Raw genomic sequence first — 11,790 nt, forward strand, 5'->3', positions numbered from 1 at the left:
CATTCTGCCGTGATCGGTCCACCCGCGTGAGACCGCCCGGTCCACGGCTGACAAGAACACCGGAGAAACCGGACTCGACCCCTGTGACCAGCGGAAATATCGTGTCAGCGGGCATGTCAGCCCGGCATCAGGGCGATATCAGCCGGGTCGGCGACTGTAGTTCTCGTGAACAGCACAGCGATCCGCACCGCGGACCGGTTCACCGGCCGGATCCCCCAATCCCGCCGCCCGATTCCCAGCAGAACCCAGGAGAACACCATGCCTACTTTCCAGACCCCGGAATCGATCGCCGTCGCCGTCGAGGTGCTGTCCGGCACTGTCACCGTCATCGCCTCCGACCGCACCGACACCGTCGTCGCGGTCCGTCCCGCTGACGCGGCCAAGAATGCCGACGTGCGCGCCGCCGAGCAGACGCGGGTCGATTTCGCCGCCGGCGCCCTGACTGTGACGACGCCGAAGGACTGGCGGACCTACACCCCCTTCGGCGGCAACCCGTCGATCGAGGTGACCGTCGAGGTGCCCACCGGTTCCAGTTTCCAGGGCACCGCTGGTGTGGGCCGAATCCTCGGCGCCGGCGGGCTCGGCGACTGCGTGCTGGAGATATCGGCCGGCGACATCGTCGTCGAGCGTCCGCTCGGTTCGGTGACCGCGAAGACCGCCCAGGGCAATATCCGGATCGGCGAGGCCACCCGCGGTGTGCTGCGGTTGGAAACCTCGGTGGGCGATCTGGAGGTCGGCATCCGTCCGGGTAGCGCGGCGCGGCTGGAAACCACCGTCGCGAGCGGCGCCGTGCACAACCAGCTGGGGCCGGTCGACGGTGCGCAGGACGACGAGCACACCGTTCGGGTGTACGCGCGCAGCGCTCTCGGCAACGTCGTCATCCAGCACGCGTCCGCCGTCTAGTTCGCCTCGATCTCCGCCGATCGATCTCTCCGAGCGGAAAACGCCATGGCACGAACTTCCGGTGACGTGGACCGATGTCGCGGAGTAGCCGGAGTGGTCGGGTGCAGCGGTTCAGGCGGCGGAGGTGATGTGTTCGGCCGATCCGCCGATCACAGCCGCATCGGGACCGGCGAGGGTACGGATGAAGGCCAGCTGCGCGGCCCGGCCTTCGGCTACGACGCGCTCGAACTGTCCCGGGATCAGCCGGGCCCGTGCCGACCGCGCGAGGTTGACGGGTATGCGCAGCACGGGATACCAGGGAAGGGTGCGACCGGGCAGGCCGAGTCGTTTCATGGCCGACGGGCCCAGATACATCATCGCGATCGACAGGTGCTGGGACCGGGCGATCCGCCGCCGCAGTCCCGGCAGTCGGTCGTAGTGCCAGCCGAGCGGTTCGTCACGCATCGGGATCGCGAGTTGGCGGGAGGTGTCGTCCGGGTTCGTGATGGCGGTCATCGTGTGGTAGAGAATGCGGACGCTGTCGCGAAAGTCGTTGGGCAGGAAGCGTTCCTCGACACCCATCACCCAGCCGACGTAGCGGGCCAGGTGGGCCATGGCCTCCGCGTCGCGGGGCGTGATGACGACTCCCATGCCGATGGCGCCGATCATCGGGGCGATCAGCGCGCCGACCAGTGTGGCGGCCATATCGGTCTGATTGATCGGCAGCCCCCACTCCTCGGCCCGCCAGTCGGGCATCGCGGCCACGTGACGGCGCACCAGCGAGTGGATCAGCCGGACGCGCACCGTCGAGCGAAAACCCATGCCGCCCGGCGCCATTCCGCCGGCCGCGGTGACATCCATCGCCCATTGCGTGGTCTCGGCGAATCGTTTGGCCGGGCCCTTCTCCAGGGCGCCGGTGCGCAGCAGGGTCTTGTTGAAACCGGAGGCCAGGTATCCGCCGAGGAACGACATGTCGCGGGCGACGTAGATCCCGTCGCGGCCGCCCAGGCAGGAGACGCGTTCGGCGTGGCGGATCGTTCGCCGATTCACCCACTCGGGTACCGCCTCGACGTATTCGAAGAATTCGCGCAGCGGCGCGGGGGCGTCCGGTACCGCGGCGATGCCCTCCCGCAGGGCGCGCTCGAACAGTGGCCGGGTTGTGGCCATACCCTCGCGATACATCCAGTCCACGAGCTCGTCCATCGGCCGGTCGCCGACGGTCAGCGCCTCGCCCAGCTCGCGAAATTCGGCCGGGCTCGGTGTGCCGAGCCCGAGCATCCGGGCGAGCGTGCCGAGAGCGGGCCCGGGGACGGGCCGGGGCGAGCTCGGGTGCCGCAGCGGAACGGTCGGCGTCACGATGTCCTCCTCGACGAAGATCTGGCAAGATCCTCTACCAGAAATCGACTTTTGGCAAGAACTCCTACCAAAAGCGAGGACTTCAGTTTCGCCGCGAGTCGCACTCGTGGCGTCGATGGCCGAAGCCCTGACCGCCGGGTAGCCGTGGCGGGTGATCGGTGACACCACGGTGATGTAGATCACTGTGGCGGGTTGTCATGCGACGGGCTCGGCGAGCGTCTGGTGTGCGTCCACGCAACGAAGGGGGCTCGGCGAAGGCGGCGGATATCGTCTCGCCCACCGCTGGTCCGCCTCCTCTGTCCGAAGGAAAAGCCATGCGTATCACCATCTTCGGGGCCAACGGTCCCACCGGTCGCCAGGTCGCCGCGCAGTCTCTGGCGGCCGGACATCAGGTCGCGGCGGTGACACGGCAGCCGGGCGAATTCCCGCTGCGCCATGATCGGCTCGAGGTGATCGGCGCCGATGTCTTCGACCCGGCCGCGGTCGACGCCGCCGTGAAGGGGTGCGACGCGGTGCTGTCCGCGCTCGGGGTGCCGCCGGGCAAGGAACCGATCACCACCTATTCGGAGGGCGTGTCGAACATCGTGACGGCGATGCGGCGGCACGGGGTGAGCCGGATCGTGGTGGTGAGTTCGGCCGGCGTCGATCCGCGCCCCTATAGCGAGGGCGGCTTCCTCTTCAATCGGCTGCTGGTGCCGTATGTGACGCGGGTGGCGGGCAAGACGCTCTACGACGATATGCGGCGGATGGAAGCACTGCTGCGCGACAGTGATCGGGAGTGGACCGTGGTGCGCCCGAGTGGACTCTACGACCGCCCCGATGTCACCGATTACACGATGGTCGAGGGGTACGCCGACGGGATCTTCACCGCCCGGAGCGATCTGGCCGCGAGCATGCTCGCCGCCGTGACCGAGCGCCGTTTCGTCCGCGCCGCGGCCGGTGTGATCACCACCGATTCCGGTAATCCCACCCTGCTGCGATGGATCCGGCAGCAGGTCAGCGGCGGCCACTGAATCACACCTGCCGGTGACGGTCGACGCGGGCAGCCTGCTCGAGTAGCCCTGAATTCGGTCAGGCCCCGCCGAACGGGTCGAAACCCGCTGTCGCGCACGGAGGTTCGCATGAGCGACGCTCGTCGGTACGTGGTGATCGGTGGTGGTCTGGCCGGGCTGGCGTCGGCCGTCTGGCTGGCCGAGGCCGGGAAGCGGGTGACGGTGCTGGAGCGCCGGGCCCGGCTCGGTGGTCGCACCAGGCGATGACGGTCGCCGAGGTCGGCGATACGCCCGACAACGGTCAGCACGGGATCGCCAGCGGCTACCACCACCTCTTCCGGTATCTGGCGAGCGTCGGCACCGAGAAATGTCTGGAATTTCCCACCGGGGGCGGATCTGGCCGACATCACCACCGAGCAGTGGTTCGAGCGCATCGGTATGCCCGCGAAAGCGCGTGAGGCACTGTGGGATTGGCTGGCACTGTGCAGAGCGCCTCCAAGGCGGTGGCGGCGATGCTGCGACTGCCGCCGCTCTAGCGAGTTCGCGGCCTGCGAAGCGGCTCCAGGAAGGCCCGGGCGACCTCGAGGTGGTCGGGAGTCAAACCGGTGTGGCGGTCGACCGGGACGAGCAGGGTCGGGGCGCCGGTGGCGGTGCGGCGTTCGGCCCAGCCCTGGTCGGCGGGCTGGAATTCGTCGTCGAACCAGCACAGCGGCCGGCGTCCGGCCCAGCGGTCGATGGTCGGCAGCTTGCCGTGGTGGCCCTCGCGATGCCGAATTCCGGTGTCCTCGAAGATGATCACCTCCAGCGGCGGCAGGCCGAGGACGGGGCCGAGGACCGTATTCGCCGCATACTCCCACGCGGTCGCCCACACCAGTTCGGCGTCGGTGATGTCGGCCAGTTCCAGCAGCCGCGAGCCGACGGCGGCGTCGAGCAGCACTTGCTGGTCGATGGGCGGAATCGCGGGAATGATGCTGTGCTGCAACACATAAGGCCGGTAGCCGTGCGGGGGTGGGTGCGTGGGCCGGGGGTAGGGATTGAGGGGGCCGTCGACATCGAGCAAGATCGCCGCCCGTGATGTTTCGGTCATGACGCCCCCGTTCGCTCATCCCAGGCTACGACGGCATCTGCGGATGAGTCCGCCACTCGCGGCAACGGTTTCGTGTCGACCCGATAACCGGGGCGAACGCACCGAAAATCGCCTCGGGAACCGCCCCGGCGGGCCGTCTGCGACGCGCCGAGCGACACGCGAGCAATCCCGTTAAATTTACGCCACACCTGCATTGTCGACGGCACATGTTCGGTTATCGTTCATCTCACTGTCCGATGCTGCTGCCGGCGCGCCAGGACTGGTCGTCGATCCGGAGCGTTGTGGGCCGGTGTGACGATCGTTGGGCGTTACCGGAGTCCGTCCCGAAAGATCGAGGGAACGTGCCTGCACCCGTCATCCTGACCGGCCGCCTCGTGCGGCTGGAACCTTTGGCACCGCACCATGTTCCGGGGCTCGCCGAGGCGGGCGCCGCGGATCGCGATGCGTTCGCGTTCACCCCCGTACCGCACGGTCGGGCCGAGGCCGCGGACTATGTCGCGCAGGCCGCGGCGGCGCACGCCGTCGGTTCGGCGCTGGCCTTCGCGGTCGTCGCGACGGCCGACAACCGTGTACTGGGCTCGACGCGCTTCAACCGCTTCGACTACTGGCAGGGGCCGCTGGTGTGGCCGATCGTGCACGGTATGCCGACGGGAGATCCGCTGCTCGCGGTGCCCGACGCCGCCGAGATCGGCAATACCTGGCTCTGCTCGCAGGCGCGCGGCGCCGGTATCAATATGGAATCGAAACTGTTGCTGCTCGAGCACGCCTTCGACGTATGGCGGGTCCGCCGGATCGCGCTGCGCGCCGATGTGCGAAACGTCCGCTCGCGCATGGCGATCGAGCGGCTGGGCGCGACCAGCGACGGCGTCCGCCGGGCGCATTCGCGCGGTTTGGACGGTACCGTGCGCAGTACCGCGTTCTATTCCATCCTGGACGAGGAATGGCCGGCGGTGCGCCGGCGCATCGACTCGGAGCTGGCCCGCCTGCCACGGTTGCTGAACGCCTGATCGCTCCCCGCAAGCAACCGGATAGCGAATTCCGGATATCGCGTCGTGTCCCGGGCTCCTATAATTCATGGCACAACGGTCGGACGTCGAGGAGATCGGTCCGAGTCGGGTAACTCGGCGGCCGGCGCATGCTTCGGACCTCGTACCAGCGCGTTCGCGGGAGGGTCGATCGCCCTCCCCTCCAGGAGACCGCATGTCCGACCCGATTTCCACGCCCCAGTCCACGCCCGCCGCGTCGCGTGCGCACGATCGATCCCATACCCGGATATGCCTGACCGATGCCGCCCACACCGGCCCGATGGTGAGTCTGTTCCTGGTGCCCGAGCCGCGGGTGCGGGGGGCCGCCATGCTGCATCTGCTCGAGCAGGTGCCGGTGCGCGATGTGCCGGGGCCGGATCCCGAGCTGACCGCCGCGCTGGAAGCGCCCAGGCTGCCCGGTGCGGCAATTCGATTGCTGCCCTGCGCGTCTCGACGCTCGGATACCTCGGAGACGCGCCACATCTTCCATGATCATTACATCGCCGACGGGCCGATGGGCCTCGACGTCTGCGATCGGGAGGAGATGGCGCGGCTGGCCGCACTGCCCGAACGTGCGATCGGCCCGCGCCGCATCGACGATTTCGCCGACTACTCCGTGCGACAGGCGATGCTGGCCGTCTTCCGCTATTTCGGTGTGGATCAACGGATTCCGCTGATGTACCACGGCTACGCCGACCCGGGCGGCCGCTGGCTGGCGGTGCGCACGGCGCTCGCCTGATCTCAGCCCGCGGTGACGAATCCCTGACGGATCAGCCAATCGCGCGCGATGGTGGCCGGTTCGGCGCCGTCGACGTCGACCTTGCGGTTCAACTCGGTGATCGTCTCGTTGGTGAGCAGCGCGGAGATCGGCGCCATGACCTGCGCCACCTGCGGATGCGCCTCGGCGAACGATTTCCGCATCACCAGTGCCGCATTGTATTTGGGGAAGAAGTTCAGATCGTCGGCGAGCTGTACCAGATTCAGTGCTTTGGTGCGGCCGTCGGTCGCGGTGACGTCGCCGAATTGACAGGTGCCGTTCGCCGTGGCCGAGTACACCAGCGAATCCTGCATGATCTGCTTGTGCACCTTGCCGAGGTCGATGCCGTATTTACGGGCCAGACCCGGAAATCCGTCCTGCCGGACGCTGAATTCGGTACCGAGGCAGGTCGGCCCGGTACTCGTATCGGTGTTCACCAGACGGGCGTAATCGGAAATCGTCTTCGCGCCGGTGCGGGCGGCGCTGCCCGCATTGGTGACCATGGTGTAGGTGTTGTTCATCGGGGCCGGATCGGCCCACACCATGCCGTGTTGTGCGAAGTCCGTATCGCGTACCGCCTCGAATTGCCGGGTGGAGTCCGGAATCGGTGTCTCGTTACCCAGATAATTGATCCATCCGGTCCCGGTGTAGTCGTAGGCGACATCGACCTGTCCGTGCAACTGCGCATCGCGCAGGCTGTTCGATCCGGTGATGTTGGTGAGATCACGGACCTGAGCCCCGGCGGCGGTCAGCGCGAATTCGATGAGGTAGCCGAGGATGTTCTGTTCGGTGAAATCCTTGGAGCCCACGGTGATCCGCACACCGTCGAGAGCGGAAATCGGCTCGATACTGCCCGGCCCGACCGGCAACGGGACGGCGCCACCGGCCTCGAGACCGCAGGCGGCGACCACGGCGACCAGCAGCGTCGCCGCCGCAGTGGCCGCGCTGCGTCCGAGGTGACGTGCTCGACGCTTCATCGCAGCCCCCGGGGTCCGAGGAATTGTTCGGCCAGCGCACCCAGCCAGTCGACGAGCAGTGCGAGCGCCACCGCGAGAATCGCTCCCACCCACAGCGTCACGTCGTCGCGCAGCTTGTAGCCGGTGTCGATCAGAATGCCCAGACCGCCGGCGCTGACCAGGAAGGACAGCGTGGCCGTGCCGACCGCCAGCACCAGCGAGGTGCGCAGCCCGGCCAGGATGTAGGGCACCGCGAGCGGGAATTCGATCCGGGCCAGCACCGCCATCGCCGACATGCCCTGTCCTCGTCCGGCATCGACGAGAGCGGGATCGACCTGCTGATAACCCAGAATCGTATTGCGCAGCACCGGAAGTAGCGCGTAGAACGCGATCGGCGCGACACCCACCCAGAAGCCCGTCTTCTCGGTCCACAGATAGGTGAGCACGATCAGGCCGATCGCCGGCGCCGCCGCACCGATATTGGCGATGCCGACGAACAGGGGAGTGAAACGCCGATAGCGCGGCCGAGTCAGCAAGGTGCCCAACGGCACCGACACCGCGACGACGATCAGCACCACGGTCGCGGTGATCGCCACATGCTGGCGGACCACGGTGCCGATGGTGGTGGGGTTGATACTGGCCTGCTGCGTCGCGGTGAGGCTGCGGTCGAAGGCCCACACCAGCACACCCGCCGCCAGGGCCACGGCCAGCACCGGCTGGGCGAACAACCGGATCCGGTCGGCGCGGCGCTCGTGTCGCTGGACGGGGCTCATGGCCGGTCGCCCGAATTCGCCGTGGCCCCTTGATGTTCGGCGCGGGTGCGCGACAGGTGTGCGACCAGGGTGTCGATCGCGATCAGCCCGGCGTATTCACCGCGCGGCCCGGTCACGACGGCCTTGGCGGTACGTTCGGCGAGCAGCGTCTCGAGCGCCGCCTGCAACGTCGAATCCGCCGTGACCGTGCCGGTCACCGGGACGCCGGCGTCGTGTAGCGAGCGTGCCTGCGCCAGTAGCGGTTCGGATACCCAGCGCAGCGGCCGGTGGTCGGAGTCGAGGATCAGACCCCACTTCCACTCCTGCGCGGCCAGCCCCGCGCGCAGCGTGTCGACCGGATCGTCGCGCGCGGCTGTGGCGCAGCCGCCCAGTTCCACATCGGCGACCCGGACCAGCGTCAGCTGTTTGAGCGCGGCGTCGGCGCCGACGAAACCGGCCACCGTTTCGTCGGCGGGCCCGGCGAGGATCGCGGCCGGGGTGTCGTACTGGAGGACCCGTGAAGTGTTGCCGAGCACCGCTATTCGGTCCCCGAGCTTGACGGCCTCGTTGAAATCGTGGGTGACGAAGACGATCGTCTTGTGCAGTTCGGTCTGCAGCCGTAGCAGTTCGTCCTGCAGCAGTCCGCGGGTGATGGGGTCGACCGCGCCGAACGGCTCGTCCATCAGCAATACCGGCGGATCGGCCGCGAGCGCGCGGGCGACACCGACTCGCTGCTGCTGGCCGCCGGACAGTTGGCGCGGATAGCGGCCGCGGAAGGTCTCGGGGTCGAGTCCCACGAGATTCAGCATCTCGTCGACGCGCGCCCGGACCCGGCCACGATCCCAGCCGAGCAGTCCCGGGACCGTGGCGATGTTGCGGGCCACCGTCATATGCGGAAAGAGGCCGGCCTGCTGAATCGAATAGCCGATCCGGCGCCGCAGCCGGTCCGGGTCCACCGCGGTCACGTCCCGCCCGGCGATGGTGATGGTGCCGGAGGTCGGTTCGATCAGGCGGTTGATCATCCGCATCGTGGTGGTCTTACCGCAGCCCGAGGGGCCGACGAACACCACGATCTCCCCCGCCGGAATCGTCAGTGAAATCCGGTCCACGGCCGGGTCGCGTTGGCCCGGATAGTGTTTGGTCACCGCGTCGAGCACGATCTCCGCGGGTTCGTGGTCGGTGCGGTCGGCGGTCGCGGTATCAGTCACGGATTCCCCTCGAGGTGGTGAGCCGGCCGATGCCCACGAGGACGGCATCGAGCAACAGGGCCAGCACGATGATCAGCACCGTGCCGGACAGTGCCTGCGGGACGGCGGTGGGACTGCCCAGCCGGGCCAGGCCGGTGAAGATCAGATTGCCCAGACCCGGCCCCTTCGCGTAGGCGGCCATCGCCAGAATGCCCATGCTCATCTGGGTGCTGATCCGCACGCCGGCCAGAATCGACGGCCACGCCAGCGGCATTTCGATCCGGGCGAGAATCCGGGCGCGGTTCATGCCCACCCCGCGCGCGGCGTCCGAGACCGCCTGATTCACCGATGCCAGCCCGATGATCGTGTTGCGCAGAATCGGTAGCAGTGCGTACAGCACCAGCGCGGTGACCGTCGGCCGCACGCCGAGGCCCAACACGGGAATGAGCAGTCCCAGCAGCGCGAACGACGGCACGGTGAGGACGATGCTCGCCGCCGCGGTGGCCGCCGCCGAACCCCACGGGCTGCGATAGACGACCACGCCCAGGCACACCGCCACCGCGGTCGCGATCAGCACGGACTGCACGACGGCCGAAACATGCAGATAGGAATCGGTGAGCAGTTGGCCGCGATGGTCCACCAGAAAGGTCCACAGAGTATCCAGGGCGATGACCTCCCAGAGCTCGGCGGCGTCCGAGCAGTGTATCGATCCCGCGGCGTGGGCGCAGGAAACGAGCGGGACCGGCGCGTGCGTCCCGGCGCCGGATGCGGCGGAACCATGACGGTCCCTCGTACGTCCTAGACCTCAGGAGGCCGACTTCCGGCCGGGGACGGAGGGATTCCATGAGTGCCACGGGGGCTCGGGGGCTCGGGCGTAGACGCTGGGTGTTGCCGGCGGCGCTGGTGGTGATCGGCGTGCTGGCAGTGGGAGCCGTGGTGGCTCTGCCCTGGTGGCACGATCGCACCGCCGCCATCGCCGGGCAGCGACTGGACGATTTCCCGGATGTCGATGCGAGCGCACTGGATTCGAATCGCAGTCGCATCGTCGCGGTCCTGCGCACGGAATACGCACACCCCGGTGACGGACCCAAATACGCACAGGGCGCGGATGAGCCATGGTGTGCCGATTTCGTCAGCTGGACCATGCGTCAGGCCGGACAGCCGCTGTCCAATCCGAATTCCGGGTCTTGGCGGATTCCCGGTGTGGCGACGCTGCAGGAGTATTTCGAAGCGAACGGCCGATTTTCGGCGCTGGATTCCGGATATTCGCCACGCCCGGGGGATGTGGTGATCTACGCGCCCGGCAGTCCGTTCGGGCAGCACACGAATATCGTGCTGGCCGCGGGTGACCACACCCTGACCACGATCGGCGGTAACGAGCGCGGTTCGGTGCGCATTCACCGTTACGACCCGGCGGCCGTTGGCGGTATCGTCGGGTTCGGACGGATGTGAAACGTTTTCGTCCACCGTTGGGCGATCTCGATCGGTGGGGAGGGTTTCGCGACACCGAACCCTACGATCAACCCGGCGGCGCCGGCTGCGCGGTCGTGGCTGTCTCCGCCCTGTCGGCCCCTCATCGGCAGGACGGGGATCTGCGTGTAGGTGATCGGTGGAGGAGTGGGAGCAGATGGCAGAGCCCGGCGCGCACGACGAGCCCGAATGGATGGACTACTCGGAATTCGGTGAACGTTTCGTGGTGCACGCGGTCAACCGGGATCGGATCGAGGCCGCGGTGTCCGGGATGGCCGGACGGGGGATGAGTATCGGGCCGTTCTCGATCGGTCCGGCGGGGCTGGCCGGGCTGGTGGCCGAGGGCAAGGTCGGCAAGCCGGTGATCGCCCGCAGCGAACCGCACGTCACCTTCGAGGTCCGGGTGCCGGTGTCGATGCACCTCACAGTCACCCTCGGCGGGCAGCAGTTCCGGATCGAGGCCACCGTCGAGATCGACCTCACCCTGCACGCGCGAACCGCCGATCCGTTGCTGATCGTCATCGACATTCCCCGGGTGCGCTCGCGCGACGTGAGTTTCGCCGTCCGGGCGGAGGCGATCGGCGCCGCCGTGGACGTACTGCTCGACCCGATCGCGACTCTGGTTCCGCGTGAGGTCGCGAGCCGGCTCAACGCCATGCTCGCCGATCCAGCGGCCCGTCGCGGGCGAGTGTTCGACATCGAGGCGATCATGAACGGCACGTGTTCGGAGCACCTGCTGCGCACGGAGTTCGAATGGATCGAGTACGCCGAGTTCGGGCGGCGTTTCTTCCCGCTCATCGTCACCCCGGATCGGGTACGCGACGTCGTGGAAGGTCTGGCCGGCCGCGCGGTCGAGGTGGGGCCGCTGCGTACCGGGCCCGGCGAGGCGGCGACGGTCGAGGCGCAGGGGTCCGTGCGGATGCCGCGGCTGGCCCGGCGGGACGGCGACCATCCGGTGTCGTTCGATCTGACCATTCCGGTCGGGCTCGACATCACCGTCGACGTGCTCACGGCGAATCGCTATCGCGCCGAGGTGGAGGTCGGATTGCTCCTGGTGGCGCGGGCGGGAGAACCCCTGCTCATCGTCATCGATGTGACGCCGCCGCGCAGCGCCGATGTCGCCGTCGAACTGCGGGCCGAGGGATGGCGCGCGAAGGTGCTGGGGTCGGTCGGCAAGATCCGCCGCCAGGTCGCCGCGCAGGTCGCGCAAGTCATCCGCGCGGAACTGGCCGATCCTCGGGGGCGCACGATCGACGTCGCCGGCCGGATCGACGCGGCGATCTCCTGACACCTGTTACTTGTGGTGTTCATGTGACCGGATTGGCC

At 68.1% G+C, this 11,790-nt stretch carries 12 protein-coding genes and 1 pseudogene; 7 read left to right on the forward strand and 6 right to left on the reverse strand.

The features are described from left to right. Positions 1-165 precede the first annotated feature (165 nt). A complete protein-coding gene (locus C5E41_RS12670; RefSeq protein WP_258080924.1) occupies positions 166-903 on the forward strand; it encodes a hypothetical protein in 738 nt (245 codons plus the stop codon). Between the two features lie 111 nt (positions 904-1,014). Here the strand turns inward: C5E41_RS12670 and C5E41_RS12675 are convergent, their stop codons facing one another. After that, a complete protein-coding gene (locus C5E41_RS12675) occupies positions 1,015-2,238 on the reverse strand; it encodes an oxygenase MpaB family protein (RefSeq protein ID WP_104376019.1) in 1,224 nt (407 codons plus the stop codon). Between the two features lie 314 nt (positions 2,239-2,552). On the opposite strand from C5E41_RS12675, the gene C5E41_RS12680 reads away from it, so the two are divergent. Both C5E41_RS12680 and C5E41_RS34450 read left to right on the forward strand, forming a co-directional pair. Next, a complete protein-coding gene (locus C5E41_RS12680; RefSeq protein WP_104376020.1) occupies positions 2,553-3,251 on the forward strand; it encodes an NAD(P)-dependent oxidoreductase in 699 nt (232 codons plus the stop codon). Positions 3,252-3,359: 108 nt separating this feature from the next. After that, positions 3,360-3,713, forward strand: a pseudogene (locus C5E41_RS34450) (FAD-dependent oxidoreductase); the annotation flags it as partial. Positions 3,714-3,762: 49 nt separating this feature from the next. On the opposite strand, the gene C5E41_RS12695 reads toward C5E41_RS34450, so the two are convergent. Next, complete coding sequence (locus tag C5E41_RS12695; RefSeq protein ID WP_104376023.1) at positions 3,763-4,317, reverse strand: HAD domain-containing protein; 555 nt, start codon at positions 4,315-4,317, stop codon at positions 3,763-3,765. A gap of 341 nt (positions 4,318-4,658) precedes the next feature. On the opposite strand from C5E41_RS12695, the gene C5E41_RS12700 reads away from it, so the two are divergent. Next, a complete protein-coding gene (locus C5E41_RS12700; RefSeq protein ID WP_258080925.1) occupies positions 4,659-5,324 on the forward strand; it encodes a GNAT family N-acetyltransferase in 666 nt (221 codons plus the stop codon). Positions 5,325-5,517: 193 nt separating this feature from the next. Continuing rightward, entirely contained in the window at positions 5,518-6,081 is a 564-nt protein-coding gene (locus C5E41_RS12705) for a hypothetical protein (protein WP_258080926.1), read from the forward strand. 2 nt (positions 6,082-6,083) lie between these two features. Here C5E41_RS12705 and C5E41_RS12710 read toward each other — a convergent pair whose 3' ends face one another. From C5E41_RS12710 to C5E41_RS12725, 4 genes are read right to left on the reverse strand one after another with little or no spacing between them, the layout of a single operon-like run. Continuing rightward, positions 6,084-7,076, reverse strand: a complete 993-nt coding sequence (locus C5E41_RS12710) for a glycine betaine ABC transporter substrate-binding protein (protein ID WP_104376025.1) — start codon at positions 7,074-7,076, stop codon at positions 6,084-6,086. Then, positions 7,073-7,828 (reverse strand): ABC transporter permease, encoded by a 756-nt coding sequence (locus C5E41_RS12715; RefSeq protein ID WP_104376026.1) that lies wholly within the window; start codon positions 7,826-7,828, stop codon positions 7,073-7,075. Before C5E41_RS12715 ends, C5E41_RS12710 begins: the two co-directional genes overlap by 4 nt. Beyond that, positions 7,825-9,015 carry an ABC transporter ATP-binding protein gene (locus tag C5E41_RS12720; protein ID WP_308706063.1) on the reverse strand — a complete coding sequence of 397 codons (1,191 nt, stop codon included), beginning with the start codon at positions 9,013-9,015 and terminating at the stop codon, positions 7,825-7,827. The genes C5E41_RS12715 and C5E41_RS12720 overlap by 4 nt, the downstream gene beginning before the upstream one ends. After that, on the reverse strand, positions 9,008-9,658 hold the full coding sequence (locus C5E41_RS12725) for an ABC transporter permease (RefSeq protein ID WP_104376028.1): 651 nt from the start codon (positions 9,656-9,658) through the stop codon (positions 9,008-9,010). Before C5E41_RS12725 ends, C5E41_RS12720 begins: the two co-directional genes overlap by 8 nt. Positions 9,659-9,837: 179 nt before the next feature. Between C5E41_RS12725 and C5E41_RS12730 the strand changes: the two genes are divergently transcribed. Together C5E41_RS12730 and C5E41_RS12735 are read left to right on the forward strand one after the other, a co-directional pair. Further along, complete coding sequence (locus C5E41_RS12730) at positions 9,838-10,446, forward strand: CHAP domain-containing protein (RefSeq protein ID WP_104376029.1); 609 nt, start codon at positions 9,838-9,840, stop codon at positions 10,444-10,446. Between the two features lie 175 nt (positions 10,447-10,621). Further along, entirely contained in the window at positions 10,622-11,752 is a 1,131-nt protein-coding gene (locus tag C5E41_RS12735) for a hypothetical protein (RefSeq protein WP_104376030.1), read from the forward strand. The last annotated feature ends 38 nt before the right edge of the window (positions 11,753-11,790 follow it).

Source organism: Nocardia nova (assembly GCF_002933465.1).
GTDB lineage: Bacteria > Actinomycetota > Actinomycetes > Mycobacteriales > Mycobacteriaceae > Nocardia > Nocardia nova_B.